Here is a 25,734-nt window from a genome sequence, read left to right as displayed (position 1 = left end):
GGCCGGGAAAACCCGACTTACAGGGTTGTTTTCAGGTGGAAAGATTTCGGGCGCGTCACATGTTCAAAGCCGACACTCGACAGGGTGCAGCCACGACCAGATTTTCTGACCCCGGTCCAGGCCAGCTCCGGATCCAGATAGTCGCACCGGTTGAGAAATACCGTGCCGGTGTGCAAACGATCCCCAAGGGCAATGGCCGCTTCCGTATCCGCGGAATAAATCGCAGCGGTGAGGCCGTATTCACTGTCGTTCATCAACGCCAGGGCCTCGTTATCATCGGCGACCGACATCACGCCCAGCACCGGCCCGAAAGACTCTTCACTCATCACGCGCATCTCGTGATTCACACCGGTGAGTAACTGCGGCGCCATATAGGCACTGCCACGTCGATCCAATGCAAAATCCCCGCCATCGATGTGAGCCGAAGCCCCCTGCTGCACGGCCTCATCGATCTGGTCCCGCACAAAATCCGCCGCATCCGCCCGCACCAGCGGACCGAGGGTGGTATCCGGTTCGTCTGATCGACCGAGGCGATACTGTTGAATCAAGGGTATCGCGCGCTCGATAAATTCATCGAATAGCGAGTGATGGACGTAGGCGCGCTCGATACCACAGCAGGATTGCCCGGAATTGAAAAAAGCACCGTCCACCACCGACGCCACCGCATACTCGATATCGGCATCGGAACGGACATACGCCGGATCCTTGCCACCGAGCTCCAGCCCCATGGAAATAAACCGTCCCGCTGCGGCCGTTTCTACCGCAGCGCCCCCGGCCACAGAACCGGTAAACGCCACATGCTGGACGTCACTGCCGATAATGATCTGCTCGGCATCGCGGTGCCCGAGATGCAGATACTGGAACACCCCTTCCGGCAATCCCGCCTCGCTGAATGCCTCGACCATACGCTCGGCACACAACGGGGTTTGCGCCGAGTGTTTGAGCAGTACGCTGTTGCCGGCCAGCAATGCTGGCACCACCGCGTTGACCGAGGTCAGGTACGGGTAATTCCACGGCGCAATAATAAAAGAGACGCCCAGGGGCACCCTTCGGATAAAACGCTGAAATCCGGTTTTCTCCGGCAGCTGGATATCTGCCAGCGCGGATTCCGCCAGCGCGGCCATGGCCAGCGCACGTTCGGCATAGCCATCGATCTCGCCGCCGGCAAACGCAATGGGGCGCCCCATCTGCCAGCAGATCTCCTCAGCCAGTGCGGGCTTTTTCTGTTGCAGCACCGACACGGCCCCACGCACCAGCTCTACTTTCTGCTGCAGCGGTACCTCGGCCCAGCCCGGCTGTGCGCGCTGGGCGAGGCTCAGCGCATTCTGGATTTCGTAGTCAGTCGCGAGGGGGCGCTCGATGTACAGACTGTTATCTATCGGGGAAATACAGCGAAGTTTTTCCATAGGACTCGAGGGCTTCCTGCCGATACCGGGCACCGTGCCGGCCAGATGAATTGCTAGATGATTTCGAAGTAGCGCTGCAGTTCCCATTCGCCGATATGACGGCGGTACTCGCGCTCCTCCCATTCGCGGCTCGCCGCGAAATGATCGACAAAGGCATCGCCAAACAGATCCCGGGCGGCTGCCGATTGCTTCAGGCGTTGCGCCGCATCCCACAGGGTGCGCGGCAGTGCCAGTTGCGGCGGATGCTCCAGCGCATAGGCATTGCCATCCACCGCGTCTCCCGGCTGCCAACCCTGCTCGATACCGTAGATACCGGAGCCCAGCGCAACGGCCAGGGCCAGGTAGGGATTGGCATCGGCCGCGCCGAGCCGGTATTCCTGACGCTGTGACTTGTCACTTCCGGGAATCACCCGCAGTGCGGCGGTCCGGTTTTCGACCCCCCAGGTGGCATCGGTGGGCGCCCAGAAACCCGGGATCAGACGGCGGTAACTGTTGATCGTGGGCGCCACCATAGACAGCAATTCCGGCATCAGGCGCTGCTGGCCGGCGAGAAACTGTCGCTGTACGTCGCTCATGCTGTGGGGGGCATCCTTGGCGAAAAAGGCCGACCGGTTGTCGCTCTTGTTGCGCAGGGACAGATGAATATGGCCACTCTGGCCGGGATAGTCATTGGACCACTTGGCCATAAAGGTGGCCATCAACCCGCGCCGCTCCGCCAGCACCTTGATAAAGGTTTTGAACAGCGCCGCCTTGTCACCCGCGGCCTCCACATCATCGACGGTGATCGCTGCCTCGAGTACCCCCGGACCCGTCTCCGTGTGCAGCCCCTCAATGGGGAAATCCATCTGCTGTGCCAGCTCGAGGATCTCGTGGTAAAGATCCGCGTGCACCGAGTTGCGGATCATCGAGTAACCGAACCAGCCCGGAGTAAAAGGTTTGAGGTCCCGGTATCCCTTGGCACGGGCGGAGTCCGGGGTTTCATCGAACACGAAAAACTCGTACTCCAGCGCACCGTAGGGCGCAAATCCGGCCTTCTCACAGCGCTGGATCACCCGCCGCAGCAGGGCCCGAGGACATACCACCTCCGCAGAATCGGAGAACTCCGCCAGAAACAGCAGCATCCCGTCCTCGAACGGCACCTCCCTGCAGGTGTGGGGCAGAATCCTGACCGGCGCATCCGGGTAGCCCGTATGCCAGCCGGTGTAGCGCGTATTGTCGTAGAGCTGGTCCTGCACATCCCATCCCAGCACCACGTCACAGAAGGCAAATCCATGGTCCAGCGCGGAGAAGAATTTCTCGCGGCTCATGTACTTGCCGCGCATCACCCCGTCGTTATCAAACAGGCCAACCTTAATATGGGTGAGGCCGCGGGCCTCCACGAGGCGCTTTGCATCCGCGACACTGCGCACCTGGCGCGGACCAGGTACCGGGTTGTCAGTGACAGCGGTCGGGGAAGACAGGGAGTTCGTTGCTGCCGGGGATGATGGCAGCTCGGTGGATTCGTCCATGCTGGGCTCCGTTATTGTGACCGAGCCGTCGCCTCCGGCGACGGACGGATTCCTGCACTCAGCATAGTCGACACACGTTGAGTCTGCCGGCACAGCCCCAAACTGAACAAAATTTGAGCGGTCACGCTGACGGCTATGTTAGCGGACGCTCAGGGTATATAATCCGGCCTCCAAATTTTTGACCCACACAACATCATTCAGGACCAGCAATGAGCTTCGACAAGGTTTCCCCTGGCAAAGAACTGCCTAACGATATCAACGTAATCATCGAGATCCCGGCCAACCACGATCCGATCAAATACGAAGTCGACAAGGACGCGGACGCGGTATTCGTAGACCGTTTCGTAGCCACCCCGATGTTCTACCCGGCCAACTACGGTTACGTACCCCAGACCCTGTCTGAAGACGGTGACCCCCTGGACGTGCTGGTTGTTGCTCCGTACCCGGTAATGGTTGGCTCCGTGATCCGCTCCCGCGTGATCGGCGTGCTGAACATGACCGACGAATCCGGTGTAGACGCCAAGCTGCTGGCGGTACCGCACACCAAGCTGACCAAGCTGTACGATCACGTCAACGAAATCGGCGACCTGCCGGAACTGCTGATCAAGCAGATCGAGCACTACTTCGAAAACTACAAAGCCCTGGAAGCGGGCAAGTGGGTGAAAGTAGACGGCTGGGCCGACGCTGACGCTGCACGCAAAGAAGTTATGGCTTCCCGCGAGCGCTACCTGAAAGAAGAAGGCTAATCGCCCTACTCTTTTCGAAAAGCCGGCTTTAAGCCGGCTTTTTTGTGCCTGAAATTAACGCTCCAACTATTTCCCCAACTTCCTCAACGCTCGCGGCGAAGGTGCCGATACCGGGTACAGCCTTGTGAGACCTTCGAAAAAAGGGACTTTTTCGAAGAGCCCCCAGGGATGGGTTCACGGCGTGTCTCACAAGGCTGTACCCGGTAGCGGCACCGCCACGATCTTCCCCCTTGCTGACACTACAGCAAGGCTCCTTAAATTATTTTTCTGCCTCCCTGTCGGGATTTCTCCACCACCGGCGTTTACCCGTTTACACCCCGAAAAAACTTCGGGGCTGTGCTTTGACATAACAAAAAATGCTACACGCCAGATAACAATAGAATGGAGAAACCCATGCAAAGATCGCGCTTCCCGTCCACCCTGTTCCACAAAACACTATTGGCAGGCACCATTGCCATGATTTCCGCCGGCGCTGCCGCGCAGGAAACTGAGACCGAAGGTAAAACCGTAGAAGAAGTCGTGGTAACCGGTATTCGCGGTGCCCTGCAACAGTCGCTGGACGTTAAGCGCGACGCCACCTCCATTGTCGACGCCATCAGCTCCGAAGACATCGGCAAATTCCCGGACAAGAACGTGGCCGACTCCCTGCAGCGTGTACCGGGTATTTCCGTCGACCGTATCTGGGGTGAGGGCCGGGATATTTTCGTGCGCGGTACCGACAGCACCCTCAACCGCACCCTGATGAACGGCCAGAACGTGGCTTCCGCTTACTGGTGGGCCAACGACAATCCGAGCCGCGGTTTCAACTATTCCATTCTCGCATCCGAGCTGGTTTCTGCACTGGAAGTGTACAAAAGCCCGGAGGCCCGTCACGACGAGGGCAGTATCGGCGGCATGGTGAATGTCATCACCCGCAAGCCGCTGGACCTGGATCCGATGACCGTAAACCTGTCTACCGAGAGCGTATACAGCGAGCTGCCGGACACCTGGGATCCACAGGTGTCCGGATTGGTCAGCTGGAAAAATGATGCAGAGACCTTTGCCGTGCTCGCCTCTTACAACAGCCAGCAGCGCACCATGCGCCGCGACGGCCTCGAGGTTTTCCCCACCAACGACCTCTATACCGTTACCGACCAGAACGGCAACGTCACCGAAGATGTCTACGTTCCCTGGGGCGGCGGCTCGGCAATTTTCCAGCAGGATCGCCAGCGCGATACCACGAACCTCACCGTGCAGTTCCGCCCGTCTGACCGCTGGGATATGACCATGAACTATGTCGCCTCCGACATGGATATGGACAACAGCAACCAGAACTACCTGTTCGTTGCCGGCGGCTACAAGATTCCCAATGGCGATGTGGTGACCGACCCTGTGTTCATTCCCACCAGCGATGGCTACCAGGCTCTGGTGGGTGGTGTGATCGAAAATCCCGACAGCATTGGCGTGGCCGACGAGCCCATCGTGCGCGATGCCTTTGTGGAATCCGAGGTGCTGGACTTTGCCGCCGATTACACCGGCGACAGCTGGACCCTGCACCTGCAGGCCGGTACCACCAGCGCGGAGGGTGGCAGTACCAAGGACCGCAATTACTGGTTCGAAGGCAACAGTGCGGAAGACCTGAATTTCGGACCCAACACCAACGAATTCAGCTTTCCGGGCATCGATCCCCTGGATGGCAGTGCGCTGCACCTGAACGCCGCCAACCTGCGGGACTGGGTGCGTGTGATGGAAGATGACGAAAGCTACTTCCAGGCAGACGGCGTGATCGACGTGCAACTGGGGGCGATCACCGCCATCAAGACCGGCGTCAAACTGCGCGACCACACCATCGAGAACAATCGCCAGAACGGTTCCGTGGACGTAAGTAATCCGGACATTGCCGATCAGGTGGCCGCATTGAATGCGATCACCCTCGCGGATGTGTCCTCAGGTCCGAGTCCCCGCCTGCACGGCGAAGGCGCGACGAGCGGCTCACTCACCCGGTACGCGTTCCTGGATACCGGTCTCGCGCGGGAAAAGATCGACAGTATTCTGGATGCCGGCGCCATGACCTACGCGGAAGACCAGAGAGCCTATTACAAGATCAACGAGGACATTGCCGCGGCCTATGCCCAGGCAGATTTCGAACGCGGCAAGCTGCACGGTAATTTCGGCGTGCGACTGGTGGAAACGGACCAGACCTCCCACGCCTATATTGATGGTGAGCGCGGCGCAGTGAGCCGCAGCTATCGCGAGGCGCTACCGAGCGTGAACGTGATCTACGATCTGGCGGAAGACATTATTCTGCGCGGTGCCGCGTCCCGCGCCATGGCCCGCCCGACATTCCAGAACCTCAGTTCCAATATCGTGATCAACGCCACCAGTGGCACCGCCACTGCCGGCAACCCCATGCTGGAACCCATATTCGCAGATCAGTTTGAATTGGGTGCCGAATGGTATTTCAGTGATGCGAGCCTGGTGGCCGCAACCTACTTCAACAAGGACCTGAGTACCTTCGTGTTCCAGAACACCCAGGTAGAAGAGATTGACGGCCAGAGCATTAACGTTACCCGCCCCTACAACGCCGACAAGGGTGCGGATATCCAGGGCCTGGAGATTCAGGTACAGCACGATTTCGGGAGCGGCTTCGGGGTGCTCGGCAATTACACCTGGACCGACGCCAAGGTGCCCGGCAGCAAGCTGGAGTTACCGGGCAATTCCCGCGACCAGTTCAATGCTTCGACTTATTACGAGAATGACTTCCTGAGCCTGCGCCTGTCCTACAACCTGCGCTCCGAATCCTACGGCGGGCTCACCTCCGGCTCCCAGCTGGTTACCGATCAGTACGATCAGTGGGACGCAACCGCCAACTGGATGGTGAATGAAAATGTGGATGTTTTCTTTACCGCGGTGAACCTCACCAATGAAATCATCTACATGCGCACCGCCGACGGTATCCCCGTAGGCTTCTATGAAAACGGACCGCGCTTCAGCCTGGGCGCACGTCTTTCCTTTTAAAACCCCTTACTAGCAGGCATCACCTTGTCACCGCTTACAGGCGCCCTCCGGGCGCCTTTTTTAGTTGCAATCGATGTCTGGGCGACGCGCGCCAGGCCGGTTATAGTCGGTGCTCGAACCAACCCTCAAAGAAACGGGCGGCGATATGAGCAAAACCGTAGATGGACCCGATGGCATGCCCCGCTGTGGCTGGTGCGCAGCAGCACCGGAATTTTTTGACTATCACGACAGGGAATGGGGCTTCCCGGTAGACGACGACCGGCGGCTGTTTGAAAAACTGTGCCTGGAAAGTTTTCAGTCAGGCCTGAGCTGGCGCACGATACTGGCCAAGCGCGAAAACTTCCGCAAAGCGTTCAAAAATTTTGATTTCAATAAAGTGGCACGCTTTACCGAAAAAGACGTGGAACGCCTGCTCGAGGATGAAGGTATTGTTCGCCACCGCGGCAAGATTGAAGCGGTGATCAATAACGCGCAGAGAGCGCAGGAGCTGGTCAAGCAGGAAGGTTCCATTGCCGCCTATATCTGGCGCCATGAGCCCGCGCCACAAAACGGGCAAGCACCACAGAGCGCTTCTACCTCAGAAACCTCCAAAGCACTCGCCAAGGACCTGAAGAAGCGCGGCTGGAAATTTGTTGGCCCCACCACCGTCTACGCCTTTATGCAGGCCATGGGGTTGATCAACGACCACCTGGAAGACTGCAAGTCCCGCAGCGAGGTGGACAAGGCGCGCAGGGCATTCAAACGGCCCAAATGAAAAAATGGGTTATTCAATCCCGCGCGGGCAATATCAGCACGCGCTGATCATTCTTGTTGATACGTGCACCGAAACTTTGCTCCAGGGCAAACGCCAGCGCATCGGCATCTCCGGTGTTGAAGACACCACTGATGCGCGCGTCCGCTAGCGCGTCGCCCACCAATACCATTTTACGTGTGGTGTAGCGGTTGTACTCGGCAATGGCATCCTCGAGACGCTCGTTGTCGAAATAAATCCGCTGGGTCTGCCAGGCGGTGACCTTTTCCAGGTCAACCGGTATCACCCCACTATTGTCCCCAGGGCTGGCTGCACGGTAGCGCACACCCTCACCGGGGAGCATTTTGACCAGCTGCTGACGTGCACCGTCCGCGTGTTCAGCCTGAACATCCACAACCCCCTGGGTTACGGCAACCTGAACATCCGCCCCCTTCAGTGCCACATTGAATGCGGTACCCAGCGCACGTACTTCGGAACCGCGCACATTGACGACAAAGGGACGCGCAGGGTTTTTCGCCACCATAAAGAAGGCCTCGCCCCGCTCCAGCCACAACGCACGCCGCTTACCGCGATAGCGCACCCCCACCCGGCTGTCGGTGTTCAGCATCAAGGTGGAACCATCCTCCAGATGCACTACCTGCTGCTCACCGATACCGGTCTGGTAGTAATCGATGGCCTGATACTGCTTCAGCACCATGGCCGCTATCGCCACCAGTACGGTTGCCGCGACGGCACCGAACCAGCGCCAGCGATTGCGACGGCGCACGGCCTTGCGAATCTCCGGCAATTCACGGTTGAGCTCCTCATCGCCGCTCAGCAACTCGCTCATCAGGCTCAGCTGCTGGCACTGACTGAATGCCAAGCGGTGGCGTGCGTCCTGCTGCAACCAGGCTTCCAGTGCCTCGATTTCCGCGGCGCTCATGGCGGCACTCTGCTGCCGCGCAAACCAGTCTGCGGCCGCGGCCCGGATGGACTCATCTACAACTTCGGCTCGACTCATAACAACTCATTCAACTCTGTTTGCAAGTGCTTCAGGGCCGCACTCATATGACGCTCGACACTGCGGGTACTGATGGAAAGTGCCGAAGCAATTTCCGGGTAGGTCATTTCTTCAAAGCGACTCAACAGAAACACCTTGCGGGTAACGGGTTTGAGCCGCAGCAGTGACTGCTTGAGCTGCTGCAGGCTTTGCTGCCACTCGGCGCTGCCCTGGGGGGACGGATCCGGGCTTGTGTGATTGGCATCCTCGAAGCACTCGTGATGATCCGTTTTCCGGCGTATATGGCGGCGCAGGCCATCGCGCACCAGATTGGTGGCAACCGTATACAGGTAGGCTCGCGGGCTTTCCCGCAGGGGTTGCAGATCCCGCAACCCGAGGATCTTGACGTAGGTCTCCTGCAGGACGACATCCGCCTCCTGTTGCCCTCCCGGTAACATCCGCGCCACATAATTGCGGATCGATGTGCGGTATTCGAGAAAAAGCGCCTCGATATAAGCGCGATCCGCAGAAGAGAGATCAGAAGAGTGACTAGAAGAGCCGCGATCGTCGGCAAGCTTTCCCGCTGGCGCCTCCGACCGATTCTGCACCAGGCACAGCGCCGCCCGCGATTGGAACCTAGCCACCGCGCCCCCCGCGAATCCCGCTCAAGATTTTGTATAAACGTGTACCCATAACTCCTGTAAACGACAGTGGCGACGATAACCCGACAGTTTTTTCCAATTATTTTCCAGATGCCGCCGAAAATCCCCAGCCAGCGCCGCCGCGCTGTGCACGTCGCGGCTGCCGCTTGCAGGATTTATTGCGGATCAGGTATTTTGAGGCACCTGCAGTTGAGGCTCAATTCAGAAACGCCCGCTCAGTCCAGAATGACAATAATGATTAAATCGCCCCCGATGGCCCAACCGCGGCACCGCGGGCCTGTGGCGACGCTGCTGCAGGCACTATTGTTCACACTACCCGCCCACGCGCTGTCGGCGGCGGACGTGTCTGCGGGAAATGATCCGACCTCGCTGCAGATAACCTCTGCCGCACAACCCATGCTGTTTCAACTGGCGGCGCAGCCGCTCGAGCGCGCACTGACACAGTTTGCCGAACAAACCGGCATGCAGGTTTTCTACCGCCCCGAGGAGCTACCGGCACAGCTATCCGCCGCGGTCTCCGGACGCTACCTTCCCGAAGCCGCCCTGCAGCAGCTCCTGAAAAATACCGGACTGACCTATCAACTCGGTAACAACGGCACCCTGGTTATCCGCGGTAATGCATCGCCCAGGGAAGCAGATCCGGAGCCGGTAGTTGCCATCCCTGTGCCGCGTCCACCGCAAGCGCTGGAAGAGGCCTATGTCACCGGGGTACGCACCAGCCTGCGCCAGAGCCTGGCTATGAAACAGGCCAGCAGCAACCTGATTGAGGTAACCACCTCAGAGGATATCGGCAAGTTTCCCGATCACAACGTGGCGGACGCCCTGCAGCGTATCGCCGGCGTCTCTGTGGACCGAGTGTGGGGGGAAGGTCGGGACGTGAATATTCGCGGTACCGACAAGGACATCAACCGCACCCTGCTGAATGGTCAACATGTAGCATCGGCCTACTGGTGGGCCAACGACAACCTGAGTCGCGGGTTCAACTATTCCACCCTCGCGTCGCAACTAGTGCAGTCACTGGAGGTGCACAAGACACCCCGTGCGGACCTGGACGAAGGCAGTATCGGCGGCACTGTTATCGTCCGCACCCGCAAGCCCCTGGAAATGGACAGCGGTGAACTGTATTTATCGGCCGGCCAGAATTACAGCGCACTGGCGGACCGCTGGGCAGCGCAGGGGTCGGCACTGGGCAGCTGGAAGAATGCCGCACAATCCCTGGGGGTACTCGCGTCGCTCAACTGGCAAAACCGGGACACGCGCCGGGACGGACTGGAAACCTTTGCCGACAATAACCTGTATACCGTGACCGACGCCCACGGCGCCGTTACCGAAGATGTCTACGCGGTCTGGGGCGGCGGTTCGGCCCTGCTGCAACAACAGCGCAGCCACGCCACCGGCAATCTCACTCTGCAGTGGGCACCGGGTGATCGCTGGGATACGACCCTCAACCTGCTGCGGTCACAAGTGGATATCGACAACACCAATCACAACTACCTGTTTGCCCCCGGCGGCTACAAGCTCAGCGAATCGCCGCCGGCCACGGTTGCAGACCCGATTTTTCTCGCGAGCGACGACGCCCGCGCAATACTGGCCGGCGGCACGCTGGGAAACCCGGACAGTCCCGGTGCGATCCTCGATGCAATACGGCGCGAGGCGTTTATCGATACACGGGTCAACGACATCGACATCCGCTACCGCGGTAACAACTGGGACCAGCACGTCCAGTTTGGCGATACCAGTGCCCGCGGCGGCACCGAGCACGATCGCCTGTACCGTTTTACCGGCGATACCCGCGTGGCCTTTCGCCTGGATCGGGATGCCGTGGAATCGACCTACCTGGACCTGAACCCCGAGGATGCAGCGGCCCTGACGCAACTGTCTCCGCTGACCCGGGACTGGATCCGCACCATGAATAGTCGCGAACACTACGCGCAATGGGATCTAGAGCAGGCGTTTTCCAGCGGCTGGCTGCGCAAACTTCAATTTGGTGCCAAGGTCAGGAATCACCGGGTAGAAAACCACCTCACCGAAGGTGAGATCGATCTCGAATCGTCCCTGTGGCCTGCGCTGAGCACCACGGGTCTGGATCAGGTCAGCAGTGGCCCGAGCCCTTTCCTGAGCAACGACAACGCTACCAGCAACACCCTGACCCGCTACGCAATCACCGATGCCGACCTTCTCGCGTCGGTCATCGATCCAGTACTGCAGGCGGGCGCCATGACCTACACCTACGACCACAGCGCGTTTTTCCGAATTGAGGAGCAGAGCGCCGCCGCCTACGCCAGCCTGGATCTGGAAGCCGGCGCCTGGAGTGGCAATATCGGTATGCGCGGCGTGACGACCCGGCAGCGGGCCAGCGCTTATGATCGGGACCGGTTACATCATGTGGATAACCAATATCGGGACCTTCTGCCCAGTGCCAACCTCAGCTACCGCTTCGGCGATGATCTCGTTGCCCGATTGGGGGCTGCCCAGGTAATGGCCCGACCCAATTTCAAGGACCTGACACCGAATATCATCATCGAACCGACCAGTGGTAACGGCGCGGCGGGCAACCCGACGCTGGATCCCTATCGTGCCGACCAGCTGGACCTGGGCCTGGAATGGTATTTCGCGGACGCCTCGCTTTTTTCCGCCACCCTGTTTTACAAGGATATTTCCACCTTTGTGTATCCCCATGTAAATCTGGAAATCGTGGACGGGGAATCGCTCTACATCACCCGCCCGCAGAACGGCCCCGGGGCAGATATTCGCGGCGCAGAATTACAGTGGCAGCAAACCCTCGGCGGGGGCTTTGGCGTATTGAGCAATTACACCTACACCGATGCCAGTGTGCCCTCTGCCGATGGCACACGTACGCTGGAGCTGCCCGGCAACTCCCGCAGCCAGTTCAATGCGTCGCTGTATTTTGAAAATGCGCGGTTTAATGGACGGGTGAGCTACAACTACCGCTCGCGCTCCTACGGAGAGATTATTGCCGGGTCGCAGAGTGAAACCGATGCATACCGCCAGTGGGACGCCACCGCGGAGTGGCACTGGTCGCCGAGACTGTCCTTGTCCGCGGAGGCGATCAACCTCACCGAGGAAGTGCTGCGTATTCGCAGCGCCAGCGGTATCCCACAGGGCTTTTACGAAAACGGACGTCGCTTTGCACTGGGGGTAAAAATAGCGTTCTGATGTGAAGGGAGATTGCCGAACCGGGAAATTCAGTCCGGCACTTCGAAGGAGGCCTTGCCGCTGATGTGATTGTCCAGCTTCCAGTCCGGCACCGAAACAGCCGGCGCCACTTCCGGCTTGCGCTCCCCCGCCTCAAGAAGATTGCCTTCCGCCGGCTTGAGGCTGAGATGGTTGACTTCCACCTTTACGGCTTCCACGGATGTTTTCTCGTGCGCCTTGACCAGGTTGCCTTCCATCGGCGCGAGACTCAGTGAAGAGGAACTCGCGGCGGACTGTGCCGGTGCGGTCTCGCCAGCGTCTGCGACTGGCGCGGTGGCCGGTTGCGGTTCCGGAGCCCGCGGTGACGACGCTGCGGGCTGCGGCACTGGCTGCTCGACACCCTCCGCGCGTACCGTCGACTGCGCCCCGAGTTTGGACAGGGTTGCCTGCAGTTGTTCCGCCTGCGCCTGCGCCATGCCTTTTTTGATCGCCAGCGGGCGACCACTGAAAAGTTTTTCGACAGTGTCCGGCCCGGCCTTGAACAGGCGGGCAAAATTGGCTTTCACATCGGCAACGGTGTAGCCGGGCTCAAGGTCGCCGCGAAAAATCACACTGTAGGTGGGAGCTGACATGCTGATACCTCGATCGTGTTGTCTTCAGGCCTTGTTATTCTGTTTTCAATCAGACGCTTTAAGGAAAACACTATTCAATCCGATTCAATCATCGGAATCCAGTGTCTGGTCCATGGTGTAGGCCGGGGCCCCTTCACATTTACCCCCCACCACCCGCGCGGGCACGCCCGCCACGGTGGAATGCGGCGACACATCGCGCAGCACCAGGCTGCCTGCCGCGATCTTGACGCCCTCGCCGATGTCCACCGGCCCCAGGATTTTCGCGCCAGCACCGATCATCACACCGCGACCGATCTTGGGATGACGATCGCCGCCGCCACTGCCGCTGCCACCGAGGGTAACCGAGTGCAGAATGGAGACATCGTCTTCCACCACCGTGGTTTCACCCACGACAAGGCCGGTGGCGTGGTCAATCATGATGCCGCAACCGAAGCGCGCCGCAGGATGAATATCCACCGCAAACTGCTCCGAAACCCGACTCTGGAAATACAGGGCGAGTGTGTGTCGGCCTTTTTTCCACAACCAGTGGGCAATGCGGTGGGACTGCAGGGCATGAAACCCCTTGAAGTACAGAAACGGGGTGAGGTACTGGTCACAGGCCGGGTCGCGGTCGTACCAGGCGCAGATATCCGCCTGCATACAACGGGATATTTCCGGCTCATCCGCCAGCGCCGCGGCAATCACTTCCTGCAGAGCGGTCGCCGTCAGGGCCGCATGATCCAGCACCGAGGCCAACTGATAGGCCAGTGCCCGGTCCAATGTGCGATGGCGCAGCACCGTGTTGTGGAAATAACTGGCCAGTACCGGCTCGCCGGCGGCAGCCGCAGCCGCCTCCGCACGCATGGCTGACCAGATATCCCGATTGTTCAATTCAGTGACGTTGATGGTCTCTCTTCCTGTCTCTGATCCAACTCTATGTTTGCCCCACCGGTCAACGGCATTCGGACGGGGACTCAGAGGCGATCCATATTGGTCGGGTAGGCGGATTCCGGCACTTCCACAAAGCGCGGGTAAATGGCTTCCATGGCACCGCACACGGTGTCCGCCAGCGCCAGGTCGCCATCCGCCTGGCACAACTGTAACTGTTCTCGCAGCGACTGAGCACAGTGCAGCTGCTGGAATTCTTTCGCGCGCGGCGCGTAACTGAGGTGCCAGCGCTCCGGCGCTACGCCGCCGCGATCGGCGCCGTAGGGGCGGAACAGGCCGTAGCTATGGCCCTCGGCAATCCGTTCGTCCAGCCAGCAATGAAAGGGCCCAAACACCCCTTCATCAGCGACCTCTTCCGGGGTCAGCTGCACCCGGTAATCCTCCGGCACGGCCGCGGCATCGATCACATCAAAATCGGTGCCCCAATGGTGGCGCGAGCCGCCGGGCAGCGCGGACCAGCGCAATATAGCGAATACGATTTCCTCTGGCGACATGCGCGCCACATCCAGCGGCTGCCCCGCGCTGTCGAGCACTGGCCGCTGACCGCTGGCCTTGGCATTCCAGATAGTGCGCTGGCGCTCGAAATCGCGGAAGCCAGATACCACCTTGGGGTCAAAGCCGGCCTTTCTCGCATCCCGGCGCAACTGATCAAACGCCGTCAGGGCTTCCGGGTGCATCAGTTGCCCGGAAACAGGCTCCAGAATGACGTGTGCATCCGTCAGTCCGAACAGGATATTGCGCAGTAATTGATGCATGAATTCACTCCCGGGTCCGGAAACGCTGAAGGGGTAACCGAAACGTCATGCTGCAAAAGTCGTCATTTCAAGCTAGGCTTTTTCTAAGAAGAAGTCTAAATAGTACAAGTGTGCCGTGCGACAGCAGCCGCCGCAAATAACCGTACTTTAATATGTGCCCGCCTATTCTGCCGCGGGCAATACGGTTTGGCCTTTTATTTTTTTATGCTATGTTGCACGCCTGTTGTATTTGGTTCGGGATTGAACCGAAAGGGAAGCACTTCAGAGTGTTCGAAAGGTCGTCGGGATCGCCTTGCCGGGTGTGCAACGTCCCCCTGAAACCTCGACCGACTGGAGTACAGGAAATCTCGCGGCGGCCCAGGGCACTCCGCGCAGATATCTCCATAGAGCATCAACAGTTCAGGGAATGAATTTTATGCACCCAAGTCAATCAGAGTTGTTGAAACTGAAAAACCTGGGACTCGCCTCCGTCAATATCCTTCATTCCATTGGCATCCGCACCCAGGCCGACCTGCACCGAGTCGGACCGGTCGAGGCATTCACCAGCATCCGCCGCCGCGGCATCAACGCATCCCGCGTCCTCCTCTACGCCCTGCAGGGCGCCCTGCTCGACGTGCACTGGAACGAACTGGACCCTGACCTCAAGGCCAACCTGGTAAGTGAAGCGGAGCAGCGCCTCTCCCGCAAAGATCGCGCCTGACCCTATACTCTCCTGAAATTGTGTCGGTCTGAAATTGTGCCGGTGCAGACTTGCAAACGGCACACGCAGACCCTATCTAGCCCCAGATACATCGTCCATTTACCGAGGTATCGGACGGCGAGCCTCGCGGCCCGGCGTATACCCTCCACTGTGGGTCACTGCCACAGCGGCAAACGGGTTTCACTCGGATCACTAGTTTTTGTTTTCAAAATATCTGTCGGAGATATCTGATGTTGCGAATAGGGCTCTTTTTGCTCACCAACCTGGCGGTGATGGTGCTGGTAGGCATCATATTCAACCTGCTGGGCATTCAGGGCATTCTCGACGCCAACGGCGTCAACCTGAACCTGCCCGGCCTGCTGCTGATGTGTGCCATCTTCGGTATCGGCGGTTCACTCATTTCACTACTGCTGTCGAAAACCATCGCCCGCATGTCCACCCGCACCCAGGTGATCGAGCAGCCGCAGACTGCCGACGAGCGCTGGCTGGTGGAAACCGTGCGCGAGCTGTCGCAAAAGGCCGGCATCGGCATGCCGGATGTGGGCATTTTCCCCATGCCCCAGGCCAATGCGTTCGCCACAGGCTGGAACCGTAACAACGCACTGGTCGCGGTCAGCGCGGGCCTGCTGCAGCGCTTCAACCGCGACGAAGCGCGCGCAGTGATCGGTCATGAGATCGGTCACGTAGCCAACGGCGATATGATCACCCTGGCACTGATCCAGGGGGTGGTGAACACCTTCGTGATGTTCTTCGCGCGTCTTGTGGGCTTCTTCGTGGACCGGGTACTGCTGCGCAATGAACAGGGCCTGGGTATCGGCTACTACCTGACCTCCATCATCATGGACATGGTGTTCGGTGTATTCGCCATGGTCATCGTCGCCTGGTTCAGCCGTCGCCGCGAATACCGTGCCGATGAAGCCGGCGCGCACCTGGCCAGCCCCAACGCAATGATCGCAGCGCTGGCGCGAATCAAGGCAGAGTCCGAAGCCGGACGCGAGGAGCCGCTGCCGGCCAACATGAAAGCCTTCGGCATCTACGGCAACAGCATGGCCGCCCTGCTCGCCAGTCACCCGCCCCTTGAGGATCGGATCCTGGCGCTGCAAAATTCTGCTCGTTGATCGCTAACAGTATGGGGCGTGCCCGCCTGCGGGCACGCCTGTCACGACAGCAAATCTATACGCAGGAGCCCGCCCGCAGAAATGACGCTGACAAAATCCCTTTCCGCTTTCGCCCTGTCCCTACTGATGATCTGCACCGCGCTACCTGCGCAAGCAGACTCGCGCACCCCCCAATTCGCCACAGATGACGAAACCAACACCATGCAGGTGTTCAATTTCGCCAGTCCCTCGGTGGTGTATGTCACCAACGAAGCCGTAGTGCGCGACCGCTGGACCCTGAAACTGCACACCGTACCCAAGGGGGCCGGCAGCGGCTTTATCTGGGATATCCAGGGTCATGTGGTGACCAACTTCCACGTGATTGAGGAAGCCCGCAAAATCACCATCACCCTGCAGGATCGCAGTGAGTGGCCGGCCACCCTGGTGGGGTCGGCTCCGGAAAAAGATCTGGCGGTACTCAAGATCGACGCCCCCGCGGAGTTACTCAAACCACTGCTGCCCGGACAATCCGCCGGACTGTCGGTGGGGCGCAAGGTACTCGCGATCGGCAACCCCTTCGGTCTTGACACCACGCTAACCACCGGTGTGGTCAGCGCCCTCGGCCGCGAGATCGAAGCCGCGGGCAACCGCACCATTCGCAACGTGATCCAGACCGACGCAGCGATCAATCCCGGTAACTCCGGCGGGCCGCTGCTGGATTCCAGTGGTCGCCTGATTGGCGTCAATACCGCGATCTACAGCCCCAGCGGCGCAAGCGTGGGTATCGGCTTCGCCATCCCTGTGGATACGGTAAAAAAGATCGTTCCGGAACTGATCGCCCACGGACGCCTGGTGCGACCGATCCTCGGAATTGAATCCGCGCCGGACCAGTGGGCCAATCGCTACGACTTCGAAGGGGTTGCCGTACTGCGTACCGCACCGGGGCTGCCGGCAGAGCGCGCCGGCCTGCGCGGTGTCTACCGCAGCAACCGCGGCGGCTGGCAGCTGGGCGATGTGATCATTGGAATCGATGGATTGCCCATCAGTAACTACGACGACCTGATGAACGTGCTGGAAAACCGGCGCCCCGGCGACAAGGTGAAGGTGGATTACCTGCGCGATGGGGAGGCATACCAGACCTCACTGGAACTGGCGGCGCCTTGATGACTTTGTAAGATGCCCGGTGGCAGTACCGACACCGCAGCCAGTTAAATTCAATCGCTATTTCGGTACACTCTCACGCCAGATTGAATCAGGCCGGAACAGATCCCATGCAAAAACACTTTCTCTGCCGCTACGAAGACCTCAACGAAGGCGACTCCAAAGGCTTCTCTCTGGGAGACAACAGCGCCGGAATGAACAATGTATTTGCGGTAAAGAAAGATGGCGAGATTTTCGCCTACAAGAACATCTGCCCGCACCGGGGCATCAACCTGGAGTGGCAGCCGGACCAGTTTCTGGACTCGGAAAAAGCGCTGATCCAGTGCGCATCCCACGGCGCCCTGTTTGAAATCACCACCGGTGAATGTATCGCCGGTCCCTGTGCCGGGGACGCGCTGACACCGGTACCGGTGGAATACGCCCAGGAGGGACTCTACGTCCTGCTGGCAGACTGACTCCCGTCAGTCTTTCTGGGGCAGGTACGGCAGCGGCGTCTCAAGGCGAATCTCGTCCGCGCCCAGTTTCGCCCGGTACGCGATCACCTCCACCCCCGCTGCAAGCGCCTCCTTCAGCGCCGCCGCATAGGCAGGATCGATTTCCGCGGCGGCCTCCACCGTTTCTATGGCCGAGTGCTGGACGCAGTAAAAAAGCACCGCGCGCACCCCGGACTGTGCCAGCTTCTGCAATTCCCGCAAGTGCTTGGCGCCGCGCGCACTGACCGCATCGGGAAACAATCCGCGTGCGCCCTCCGCCAGAGTGACGTTTTTCACTTCCACATAACAATCGCCCTGCTCACCACTCAGCAGAAAATCAATACGACTGTTTTCCTCGCCGTACTTCACCTCGCGGCGCAGCTGCGCATAGCCCTGTAACTCCGTCACCACCCCGCTGGTGATGGCTTCCTCCACCAGATGGTTGGCGCGGCCGGTATTCACGCCCGCCAACGCGCCTTCCGGCGTGGTGGTAATTTCCAAAGTATGGCGGTACTTGCGCTTGGGATTACCGGAGTCGGAAAACCAGCAAGGCGTGTTTTCCTCCCAACAATTTTTCATTGAGCCGGTGTTCGGGCAGTGAATGGTTATAATTTCACCAGACGAAAGTTCAATATCGGCGAGAAATCGCTTGTAGCGGCGCAATAATTTTCCCTGAGCCAGGGGCGGGTTAATTTTCACACAACAACCTGTAAAAAGTCAGAAATGGATGGACTGTACGCCAACCTGTCGAAAAAACGGTCGCCAGAATACACCATCCCGTTCATTCTTTGCCGAAGGATCGTCCTCAGTGCCGTTACAGAGCAACATTTTGTGGCGCAGCCCTGAGAGTTTTGATAGTTTCCTCGCCTTGGTCGCGATAGCGGCCTGAGGATACAGCCGGCGGTCGCTTAGGCTTTGTGCAGCCTGCTAGGCTTGAATTTGGTTGTAGTGCCCTAATAACTCAGGGCCCGTATTACGAGAGAGGCAATGACTATGCCCAATACTGCTGCGAAATCCGATTCTCTGCACGGCTTCGAGCCCTATCAGGAACAGAAGGGCGAGGAGTACATGAATGAGAAGCAGCAGGAGCATTTCCGCAAGCTGCTGCTGGCCTGGAAGGCCGAACTCATGGCAGAAGTGGATCGCACCGTAACTCACATGAAAGATGAAGCTGCAAACTTCCCTGACCCGGCGGATCGCGCCAGCCAGGAAGAAGAGTTCAGCCTGGAACTGCGCACCCGCGATCGCGAGCGCAAACTGATCAAGAAGATCGACGCCACGATCGAACTGATCGACCAGGAAGATTACGGCTTCTGTGAAGCCTGCGGCGTCGAGATCGGCATCCGCCGCCTGGAAGCACGTCCCACCGCGACCCTGTGCGTGGACTGCAAGACCCTGGCGGAGATCAAGGAAAAGCAGATTTCCGGCTGATCTGCCGTTGCCCGGGCAGCATTTGAGCTGCCCGGCACTCCTTCCCCATCTCGACTGTTTCACCCGATTCCCCGGTTTACGGCATGCCCGAACAATATATCGGCCGCTTTGCCCCCTCGCCCACCGGCCCGCTCCATTTCGGTTCCCTGGTCTGCGCCCTCGGCAGCTACCTTGACGCCATCGCCCACGGCGGCCACTGGCTCGTGCGCATGGAAGATCTGGATCCACCACGGGAGATGCCCGGCGCCGCCGAGCGCATCCTTCACGCGCTGCACGCGCACGGCTTGCACGGCCACGGTGAAACCGTCTGGCAGAGCCACCGCCACCACCTATACAAGACCGCGCTGGAAAAGCTACAGGCACAACAGCTGATCTACCGCTGCCACTGCACCCGCGAACAGATCCGCCGCGCCGGCGGCCACCGCCGGGAAAACTGCATAACCGAATCCGAGGGCGACAATTACGCCCTGCGCTTTCGCTGTGCCGGCACGCAGGAGACCTTTCACGACCTCTGGCAGGGAGAACAGACCCAGATCGTCGACGAAGACCCGATCCTGAAACGCAAGGACGGCCTCTACGCCTACCAACTGGCAGTGGTGGTGGACGATATCGCCCAGGGCGTGAATTGCGTGGTGCGAGGTGCCGACCTGCTGGATTGCACCGGCGTACAGAGTCAGTTGTTCCGTGCACTGGGGGGCCGGGTTCCCCAGTTCGGACATCTGCCACTGGTGATGAACGAGGGTGGCCAGAAACTCAGCAAGCAGAATCACGCCGCGCCACTGGACGACAAAAACGCTTCCGCGAATCTGGTTCAGGCGCTGGGCTTCCTGGGATTTCATCCGCCGCCGGGGCTCGAATCCAAACTTCCGGCACAGATTCTTTCCTGGGCGAGTGCGCGCTGGCAGCGACAAGCCGTGGACCGACGTAACCGCCAGCTAGCGCAATAGAGTTTTCGACAATGCCGACTCAATAGCTTCAATGCTAAGGTGGCGATAGCGGGAACAGCTTTGCGAGACCTTTACCGCCATGGATGGGTTTACGGCGTGTCTCGCAAAGCTGTTCGCGATAGCGCCACCGCCACTGCGCTTCGATCAGTACCGGAACCAGTAGAACCAGCAAAGAGTTGAACTCTCCCCCAAGCGCGCATTAACATTTTGCGCCGAATTTCTCCCTTTCTGCCTCACCGCAGGACGACCCTACAGGTCCTTAATGAGCAACCGTACCCTGTTAATCCTGCTGGTACTGGTGGGCTACGTATTCAGCCCCACCGTATTCACCTGGATGATCAACCCATCCGGCGCCTGGTATCGCCCCTTCATCCTCTGGTTCGTACTGATCCTGCTGGCGATCTTTATTCAGCGGAGGCGCAAACCCGATGACCTTTGAGATCGTCAACATTGCGCTGATCGGCGTCGCCTATATTTTTGCCCTGTTTTTCGTGGCCTTCGCCACCTCCAAGGGCTGGCTGTCCAGCAACTGGGTAAGACATCCGTTCTTCTACGTGCTCTCGCTGGGCGTCTCCCTCAGTGCCTGGACCTACTACGGCATCATCGACCTCGCCTGGCAACACGGCTACGGGGTACTCGCCTACTACCTCGGCACCGGCGCCATGTTCCTGTTCGCGCCGGTGGCACTGGAACCGCTCGCGCGCCTCGCCCAGCGCTACCAGCTCACCTCCCCCGCAGACCTGCTGGTATTCCGCTACCACAGCCGCGAGGCAGGTACCCTGGCCACCCTGTTCATGCTGCTGGGACTGCTGCCACTGATCGCACTGCAGATCCAGGCCGTAGCGGAAACCCTGGCACTGCTGTCCCGCGACAATGTGGCGGCACTGGCACTGCCCGCCAGCGGCGTCACCAGCAAAGACCTGATCGCCTTCTTCTACTGTGTGCTGCTCGCGCTGTTTACCAGCACCTATGGCGCATCCAGTAAACGGCGTGCAGGCCTCGCCAGCGCCATGGCCCTGGAATCCCTGGTAAAACTGGTGGCCCTGCTGGCGGTGGGACTGTACGCGGTATATGGGGTATTCGGCGGACTCGGCGAGCTCGATCAGTGGCTCGCGCAGAACAACGACATGCAGCAACTGCTCTACTCCCCGATCAAACAGGGTTCATCTCACACCCTGCTGCTGGTGTTTATCGCCACCGCGGTGGCAATGCCGCATATTTTTTATCTCAGTATTGCGGATCGCCCCGCCACCCAGGGACTGCGCACTGCCAGCTGGGGCTTTCCCTTGTTCCTGCTGCTGATGGCGTTACCCATCTTCCCCATCATGTGGGCGGGCTTTGCCCTGGATGTGGCGGAACCCGTGCAGTACTTCACCCTTGCGGTGCCCCGCGCCAGCGGCTCGGCAACCCTGACCATCCTCGCCTTTATCGGCGGCCTGTCCGCGGCTACCGGCGCGCTGATCATGATCACCCTGGCACTGTCCACCATGGTGATGAACCACTGGTTGCTGCCAGGTACCCGCTGGCAGTCCGACGACAACATGTACCGCCAGCTGCTGTGGCTGCGCCGGGCGCTGGTCGCAGCGCTATTTCTCGCGGGCTTCGGCTTTTACCTGCTGCTCAACAATCGTCTGTCCCTCTCTGACCTGGCCATCATCGCGTTTATCGCCTCGCTGCAGTTCCTGCCTGGCATCTTCGCGGTAATTCACTGGCCTCAGGGCAATCGCCGCGGCTTTATCGGCGGACTGCTTGCAGGCATGCTGATCTGGGCTGCGGGCCTGCTGTTCCCCGCCATGGTGGGCAACAGCGGCATTGCGTTCGGCAGCTACCGGATTCCCCTGGGCATGGAAATCTGGCCGCAGATCACCACCCTGTCACTTTCAGTCAACGTGCTGTTGTTCGTGTGTCTGTCGATATTCACCCGCGCCAGCAGCCTGGAACGCTACGCCGCGGACCTGTGCAGTGACGACTCCATCAGCCAGGCGCTGCGCCTGGAGCTGGATGTGCAATCCGCCGCCGAATTCCGTATGCGCCTGTCCGAAAGTCTCGGCGCCGCCACCGCAAGCCAGGAAGTCAGCCGCGCCCTGCGGCAGCTCAACCTGCCGGAGAACGAGCGGCGTCCCTACGCCCTGCGCCAGTTGCGCGACAAGCTGGAAGCCAACCTGTCCGGTCTGCTGGGCCGGGTGCTGGCGGGCCAGATTGTGGATCGGCACCTGCCGTTCGTTACCAGCGATCAGCCAGCCAACAAAGACATCAACCTGATTGAAACCCGCCTGAGCCGGTACAAAAACCAGCTGACCGGTCTCGCCGCGGAGCTGAACAACCTGCGCCTCTATCACCGACAGATGCTGGAAGAGCTGCCCATGGCCGCCTGCTCCCTCGGGCGCGATGGCGAGATCCTGCTGTGGAACTACGCCATGACCGACCTCACCGGGGTCAGCGCCAGTGAGGTTATCGGCTCCAAACCGGAGTACCTGCCGGAACCCTGGCGATCCCTGGTGACCGAGTTTGCCGAATCCGCCGATGGCAGTCGTTTCAAGCAACAGGTGGAGATGGACGGCAGCAGTCGCTGGCTCAACCTGCACAAGACACGCCTCAAGCAGCGCACGGGGAAATACGGTCGGGAAAATAAAGAAAGTGGTAAAGACAGCCGCAGTGACGGCCAGATGCTGCTGGTGGAAGACATCACCGAGACCCAGGTGCTCGAGCAGGAGCTGATGCACAGCGAACGACTGGCCTCGGTAGGCCGCCTGGCCGCCGGCGTGGCCCACGAGGTGGGCAATCCGGTCACCGGTATTGCCTGTCTCGCGCAGAACCTGCAGTTTGACTCCGACAATCCGGAGGTCCTCGAGACCGCGGACCAGATCCTGAGCCAGACCCAGCGAATCAGCCGTATCGTCCACTCTCTGGTGAGCTTCTCCCACAGCGGCAACCAGGAAAGCGAGAAGGCCCCGGTAGACCTGCACGCCTGTGTGGAAGAAGCGGTGCAGCTGCTGTCGCTGCAGCGGGACAAGACCGAGGTCACCTTTGCCAATCGGGTACCCGAGGACCTCTACGCGCTGGGGGACAACCAGCGACTGATTCAGGTATTCATCAACCTGCTCAGCAACGCCCGCGACGCTAGCCCAGACGGCGGTAACATCGAAGTCGAGGGTTACGCGCGCGCGGGGCTCGCCTGTATCGCGGTCACCGATGACGGACCGGGTATATCTCCGGCCCACCGCGAGCGAATCCTCGAGCCGTTCTTCACTACCAAGGAACCCGGGGAAGGCACCGGCCTGGGGCTGGCAATGGTCTACAGCATTGTGGAAGAACACGGCGGACAACTGGAACTGGTGAGTCCCGCCCACCCGGAAACCGGGCGCGGCGCGCGATTTATCGTGCAATTGCCACTGGAAAGCACCGAGAATGGGGCCATCTCGTGACCTGCCTGTTACCAGCAGACAGCAAAATTGAACATTTTTCAGCCAGATCGGGCTATTTGGGTTGCATAGAAACGCCCAAAAGGTAAAACTTAGCCTCCCCTGAACAATTTGTAACCAGGCGTAACACATGAGCCACATCCTGATCGTAGAAGATGAAGCCATTATCCGTACAGCACTGCGCAAGCTGCTGGAGAGGCACCGCTACAAGATCAGTGAAGCCGGCTCAGTTCGAGAAGCGACCACCAAGTTTCGCATCACGGACATGGACCTGATTATTTCCGACCTGCGCCTGCCCGGTGCCCCCGGCACCGATCTGCTGAAACTGGCCGGCGACGTGCCGGTACTGATCATGACCAGCTACGCGAGCCTGCGCTCAGCGGTGGATTCCATGCGTATGGGTGCGGCGGACTACATCGCCAAACCCTTCGATCACGACGAAATGCTGGCCACCGTACGCCGGGTAATCGGCAAGGCGGAGCAGAATCGGGCCGCCGGCGCCGCCGCCGCAGACAGCAAGGCCGAAGGTCGCGCCATTGCAGGCATGATCGGCGACAGCCCGGTCATGCGCGATCTCTATGCGCGTATCCACAAGGTGGCCCCCACCGACGCCACCGTGCTGGTACACGGCGAGACCGGCACCGGTAAGGAACTGGTGGCGCGGGCGATTCACGAAGAGAGTAAACGCAACGGCAAGCCCCTGATCTCGGTCAACTGTGCGGCGATTCCGGAAACCCTGATCGAAGCGGAACTCTTTGGTCACGAAAAAGGCGCGTTTACCGGTGCCCAGACCGCCCGCGAGGGCCTGATTGCCGCCGCCGACGGCGGCACCCTGTTCCTGGATGAGATCGGCGAGCTGCCCCTGGAAGCCCAGGCGCGACTGCTGCGGGTCCTGCAGGAAGGTGAAGTGCGCCCCATCGGCGCCATCGAATCCCGCAAGGTCAACGTGCGCCTGGTTGCGGCCACCCACAGGAACCTCCGCCAGCTGTCCGCCGAACGCAAGTTCCGGGAAGACCTTTACTACCGTATCAATGTGGTCCAGATGACCCTGCCGCCCCTGCGTGAGCGCGGCAAGGACGTGCTGTCCATCTCCGAGAGCCTGCTGAAGAAATTCTGCGGCAAGATCAACCGCCCTACCCTGAAACTGTCACCCGAGGCGATCCAGGCGGTAACAACCTACACCTGGCCGGGCAATGTGCGCGAGCTGGAGAACGCCATCCAGCGCGCGGTGATCCTCACCGAAGACAGTGACGAGATAGATCATCGCACCCTGGACATCGACCTGGACCTGGTCCCCATCGATGAAGCCGACCCCGAGCGTCGCCCGCGCAGCAATAGCCTGCACGCCGATCCCCGCGAAGACCTGTCGCTGGAGGATTACTTTGCCCGCTTTGTGCTCGAACACCAGGAGACCATGAGCGAGACAGAACTGGCCAAGAAGCTGGGCGTGAGCCGAAAATGCCTGTGGGAGCGCCGCCAGAAGCTGGGTATCCCGCGCAAGAAGGCCAAGCGCGTCGTCGAAGTCTGATCCCACGCAGAGATCTCAAAAAGCCCGGACAGTGTCGCTGTCCGGGCTTTTTTTATGTCTGACACTGCCGTCCCCACCAAACCGGCCCCTATCGCGCCCTGTACCAGCACCCAATAGGTCTTCTCGGCCAAGGTAACGACACGCGGGTAGCGCCTACTCACATGGTTCCCACATTCCCTCGCCGCTCTCTGGGACTATAAAAAACCATTTGAAATCAAGGCTTTACAGAGAAAGGGGGAAATTGGGACACGTCTAGCTAGACGTGGGTAGCGGAACGGAAATTGGTAACAGGTGAAAGTGTTACCCCCTCTCACAGTGGAGTAACAACTGCCGCGCTATGCGTAACGGAAATCTGTATATACGCGACACAAAAAAGTTCCTGAAAATGTTAACTCATTGATTTTTAAGAACTTTTTAAAGTTGGCACGCTATCTGCTTTGTATAGGTCAAACAACA

Annotated in this window: 21 protein-coding genes; 13 read left to right on the top strand and 8 right to left on the bottom strand. The window is 59.7% G+C overall.

Features of this window, described 5'->3' with window-relative positions; all coding sequences use genetic code 11:
* Positions 1 to 17 precede the first annotated feature (17 nt).
* Together ACONT6_RS03950 and ACONT6_RS03945 are read right to left on the bottom strand one after the other, a co-directional pair.
* The gene (locus ACONT6_RS03950; RefSeq protein WP_428820514.1) at positions 18 to 1,406 is read right to left on the bottom strand and encodes an aldehyde dehydrogenase family protein; all 1,389 of its coding nucleotides are present in this window, start codon (positions 1,404 to 1,406) and stop codon (positions 18 to 20) included.
* A 53-nt stretch (positions 1,407 to 1,459) separates the two neighbouring features.
* Positions 1,460 to 2,914 carry a glutamine synthetase family protein gene (locus ACONT6_RS03945; RefSeq protein WP_428820513.1) on the bottom strand — a complete coding sequence of 485 codons (1,455 nt, stop codon included), beginning with the start codon at positions 2,912 to 2,914 and terminating at the stop codon, positions 1,460 to 1,462.
* A gap of 209 nt (positions 2,915 to 3,123) precedes the next feature.
* Between ACONT6_RS03945 and ppa the strand changes: the two genes are divergently transcribed.
* From ppa to ACONT6_RS03930, 3 genes are all read left to right on the top strand, one after another.
* The gene (ppa, locus tag ACONT6_RS03940) at positions 3,124 to 3,660 is read left to right on the top strand and encodes an inorganic diphosphatase (protein WP_078085749.1); all 537 of its coding nucleotides are present in this window, start codon (positions 3,124 to 3,126) and stop codon (positions 3,658 to 3,660) included.
* Positions 3,661 to 4,053: 393 nt separating this feature from the next.
* A complete protein-coding gene (locus ACONT6_RS03935; protein ID WP_428820512.1) occupies positions 4,054 to 6,657 on the top strand; it encodes a TonB-dependent receptor in 2,604 nt (867 codons plus the stop codon).
* A 145-nt stretch (positions 6,658 to 6,802) separates the two neighbouring features.
* Positions 6,803 to 7,411 carry a DNA-3-methyladenine glycosylase I gene (locus ACONT6_RS03930; protein ID WP_428820511.1) on the top strand — a complete coding sequence of 203 codons (609 nt, stop codon included), beginning with the start codon at positions 6,803 to 6,805 and terminating at the stop codon, positions 7,409 to 7,411.
* 13 nt (positions 7,412 to 7,424) lie between these two features.
* Here the strand turns inward: ACONT6_RS03930 and ACONT6_RS03925 are convergent, their stop codons facing one another.
* The gene (locus ACONT6_RS03925) at positions 7,425 to 8,408 is read right to left on the bottom strand and encodes a FecR family protein (RefSeq protein WP_428820510.1); all 984 of its coding nucleotides are present in this window, start codon (positions 8,406 to 8,408) and stop codon (positions 7,425 to 7,427) included.
* Complete coding sequence (locus ACONT6_RS03920; protein ID WP_428820509.1) at positions 8,405 to 9,031, bottom strand: RNA polymerase sigma factor; 627 nt, start codon at positions 9,029 to 9,031, stop codon at positions 8,405 to 8,407. The genes ACONT6_RS03925 and ACONT6_RS03920 overlap by 4 nt, the downstream gene beginning before the upstream one ends.
* 252 nt (positions 9,032 to 9,283) lie before the next feature.
* Between ACONT6_RS03920 and ACONT6_RS03915 the strand changes: the two genes are divergently transcribed.
* A complete protein-coding gene (locus ACONT6_RS03915) occupies positions 9,284 to 12,226 on the top strand; it encodes a TonB-dependent receptor (RefSeq protein WP_428820508.1) in 2,943 nt (980 codons plus the stop codon).
* Positions 12,227 to 12,255: 29 nt separating this feature from the next.
* Here the strand turns inward: ACONT6_RS03915 and ACONT6_RS03910 are convergent, their stop codons facing one another.
* The 3 genes from ACONT6_RS03910 to ACONT6_RS03900 all read right to left on the bottom strand — a co-directional run bounded on the left by ACONT6_RS03910 (position 12,256) and on the right by ACONT6_RS03900 (position 14,519).
* Positions 12,256 to 12,837 (bottom strand): hypothetical protein, encoded by a 582-nt coding sequence (locus ACONT6_RS03910; protein ID WP_428820507.1) that lies wholly within the window; start codon positions 12,835 to 12,837, stop codon positions 12,256 to 12,258.
* 84 nt (positions 12,838 to 12,921) lie between these two features.
* Positions 12,922 to 13,680: a serine O-acetyltransferase gene (gene cysE / locus ACONT6_RS03905; protein ID WP_078083424.1), complete on the bottom strand. Its 759-nt coding sequence runs from the start codon at positions 13,678 to 13,680 to the stop codon at positions 12,922 to 12,924.
* A 110-nt stretch (positions 13,681 to 13,790) separates the two neighbouring features.
* Positions 13,791 to 14,519: a M15 family metallopeptidase gene (locus ACONT6_RS03900; protein WP_428820506.1), complete on the bottom strand. Its 729-nt coding sequence runs from the start codon at positions 14,517 to 14,519 to the stop codon at positions 13,791 to 13,793.
* A 415-nt stretch (positions 14,520 to 14,934) separates the two neighbouring features.
* Here ACONT6_RS03900 and ACONT6_RS03895 point away from each other — a divergent pair, with 415 nt between their 5' ends.
* The 4 genes from ACONT6_RS03895 (at position 14,935) to ACONT6_RS03880 (ending at position 17,932) form a co-directional block, all read left to right on the top strand.
* Complete coding sequence (locus tag ACONT6_RS03895) at positions 14,935 to 15,219, top strand: TfoX/Sxy family protein (protein WP_181253938.1); 285 nt, start codon at positions 14,935 to 14,937, stop codon at positions 15,217 to 15,219.
* A gap of 230 nt (positions 15,220 to 15,449) precedes the next feature.
* Positions 15,450 to 16,337, top strand: a complete 888-nt coding sequence (htpX, locus tag ACONT6_RS03890) for a protease HtpX (RefSeq protein WP_428820505.1) — start codon at positions 15,450 to 15,452, stop codon at positions 16,335 to 16,337.
* Between the two features lie 81 nt (positions 16,338 to 16,418).
* A complete protein-coding gene (locus ACONT6_RS03885; RefSeq protein ID WP_428820504.1) occupies positions 16,419 to 17,480 on the top strand; it encodes a S1C family serine protease in 1,062 nt (353 codons plus the stop codon).
* Positions 17,481 to 17,587: 107 nt separating this feature from the next.
* Positions 17,588 to 17,932 (top strand): Rieske (2Fe-2S) protein, encoded by a 345-nt coding sequence (locus ACONT6_RS03880; RefSeq protein WP_428820503.1) that lies wholly within the window; start codon positions 17,588 to 17,590, stop codon positions 17,930 to 17,932.
* A 6-nt stretch (positions 17,933 to 17,938) separates the two neighbouring features.
* On the opposite strand, the gene sfsA is transcribed toward ACONT6_RS03880, so the two are convergent.
* Positions 17,939 to 18,649 (bottom strand): DNA/RNA nuclease SfsA, encoded by a 711-nt coding sequence (gene sfsA / locus ACONT6_RS03875; protein ID WP_428820502.1) that lies wholly within the window; start codon positions 18,647 to 18,649, stop codon positions 17,939 to 17,941.
* 294 nt (positions 18,650 to 18,943) lie between these two features.
* On the opposite strand from sfsA, the gene dksA reads away from it, so the two are divergent.
* The 5 genes from dksA (at position 18,944) to ACONT6_RS03850 (ending at position 25,278) form a co-directional block, all read left to right on the top strand.
* Complete coding sequence (dksA, locus tag ACONT6_RS03870; RefSeq protein WP_078083412.1) at positions 18,944 to 19,381, top strand: RNA polymerase-binding protein DksA; 438 nt, start codon at positions 18,944 to 18,946, stop codon at positions 19,379 to 19,381.
* A gap of 83 nt (positions 19,382 to 19,464) precedes the next feature.
* Positions 19,465 to 20,328 (top strand): tRNA glutamyl-Q(34) synthetase GluQRS, encoded by an 864-nt coding sequence (gene gluQRS / locus ACONT6_RS03865; protein WP_428820501.1) that lies wholly within the window; start codon positions 19,465 to 19,467, stop codon positions 20,326 to 20,328.
* 262 nt (positions 20,329 to 20,590) lie between these two features.
* The gene (locus ACONT6_RS03860; RefSeq protein ID WP_010130964.1) at positions 20,591 to 20,767 is read left to right on the top strand and encodes a hypothetical protein; all 177 of its coding nucleotides are present in this window, start codon (positions 20,591 to 20,593) and stop codon (positions 20,765 to 20,767) included.
* Positions 20,757 to 23,753, top strand: a complete 2,997-nt coding sequence (locus ACONT6_RS03855; RefSeq protein WP_428820500.1) for an ATP-binding protein — start codon at positions 20,757 to 20,759, stop codon at positions 23,751 to 23,753. Before ACONT6_RS03860 ends, ACONT6_RS03855 begins: the two co-directional genes overlap by 11 nt.
* Before the next feature lie 127 nt (positions 23,754 to 23,880).
* Positions 23,881 to 25,278: a sigma-54-dependent transcriptional regulator gene (locus ACONT6_RS03850; protein ID WP_428820499.1), complete on the top strand. Its 1,398-nt coding sequence runs from the start codon at positions 23,881 to 23,883 to the stop codon at positions 25,276 to 25,278.
* Positions 25,279 to 25,734: the final 456 nt, after the last annotated feature.

The sequence above is a fragment of the Microbulbifer sp. MCCC 1A16149 genome (assembly GCF_050368945.1).
In the GTDB taxonomy this organism is placed as follows: Bacteria; Pseudomonadota; Gammaproteobacteria; order Pseudomonadales; family Cellvibrionaceae; genus Microbulbifer.
Note: the sequence above shows the minus strand (reverse complement) of the source record. Positions and strands in the feature narration are given on the sequence as shown.

Bases quoted from the DNA above. Each gene is read 5' to 3' on its own strand.
- ACONT6_RS03950 (WP_428820514.1), bottom strand. From the start codon at position 1,406: ATGGAAAAACTTCGCTGTATTTCCCCGATAGATAACAGTCTGTACATC.
- ACONT6_RS03945 (WP_428820513.1), bottom strand. From the start codon at position 2,914: ATGGACGAATCCACCGAGCTGCCATCATCCCCGGCAGCAACGAACTCC.
- ppa (WP_078085749.1), top strand. From the start codon at position 3,124: ATGAGCTTCGACAAGGTTTCCCCTGGCAAAGAACTGCCTAACGATATC.
- ACONT6_RS03935 (WP_428820512.1), top strand. From the start codon at position 4,054: ATGCAAAGATCGCGCTTCCCGTCCACCCTGTTCCACAAAACACTATTG.
- ACONT6_RS03930 (WP_428820511.1), top strand. From the start codon at position 6,803: ATGAGCAAAACCGTAGATGGACCCGATGGCATGCCCCGCTGTGGCTGG.
- ACONT6_RS03925 (WP_428820510.1), bottom strand. From the start codon at position 8,408: ATGAGTCGAGCCGAAGTTGTAGATGAGTCCATCCGGGCCGCGGCCGCA.
- ACONT6_RS03915 (WP_428820508.1), top strand. From the start codon at position 9,284: ATGATTAAATCGCCCCCGATGGCCCAACCGCGGCACCGCGGGCCTGTG.
- ACONT6_RS03910 (WP_428820507.1), bottom strand. From the start codon at position 12,837: ATGTCAGCTCCCACCTACAGTGTGATTTTTCGCGGCGACCTTGAGCCC.
- cysE (WP_078083424.1), bottom strand. From the start codon at position 13,680: ATGCGTGCGGAGGCGGCTGCGGCTGCCGCCGGCGAGCCGGTACTGGCC.
- ACONT6_RS03900 (WP_428820506.1), bottom strand. From the start codon at position 14,519: ATGCATCAATTACTGCGCAATATCCTGTTCGGACTGACGGATGCACAC.
- ACONT6_RS03895 (WP_181253938.1), top strand. From the start codon at position 14,935: ATGCACCCAAGTCAATCAGAGTTGTTGAAACTGAAAAACCTGGGACTC.
- htpX (WP_428820505.1), top strand. From the start codon at position 15,450: ATGTTGCGAATAGGGCTCTTTTTGCTCACCAACCTGGCGGTGATGGTG.
- ACONT6_RS03885 (WP_428820504.1), top strand. From the start codon at position 16,419: ATGACGCTGACAAAATCCCTTTCCGCTTTCGCCCTGTCCCTACTGATG.
- ACONT6_RS03880 (WP_428820503.1), top strand. From the start codon at position 17,588: ATGCAAAAACACTTTCTCTGCCGCTACGAAGACCTCAACGAAGGCGAC.
- dksA (WP_078083412.1), top strand. From the start codon at position 18,944: ATGCCCAATACTGCTGCGAAATCCGATTCTCTGCACGGCTTCGAGCCC.
- gluQRS (WP_428820501.1), top strand. From the start codon at position 19,465: ATGCCCGAACAATATATCGGCCGCTTTGCCCCCTCGCCCACCGGCCCG.
- ACONT6_RS03860 (WP_010130964.1), top strand. From the start codon at position 20,591: ATGAGCAACCGTACCCTGTTAATCCTGCTGGTACTGGTGGGCTACGTA.
- ACONT6_RS03855 (WP_428820500.1), top strand. From the start codon at position 20,757: ATGACCTTTGAGATCGTCAACATTGCGCTGATCGGCGTCGCCTATATT.
- ACONT6_RS03850 (WP_428820499.1), top strand. From the start codon at position 23,881: ATGAGCCACATCCTGATCGTAGAAGATGAAGCCATTATCCGTACAGCA.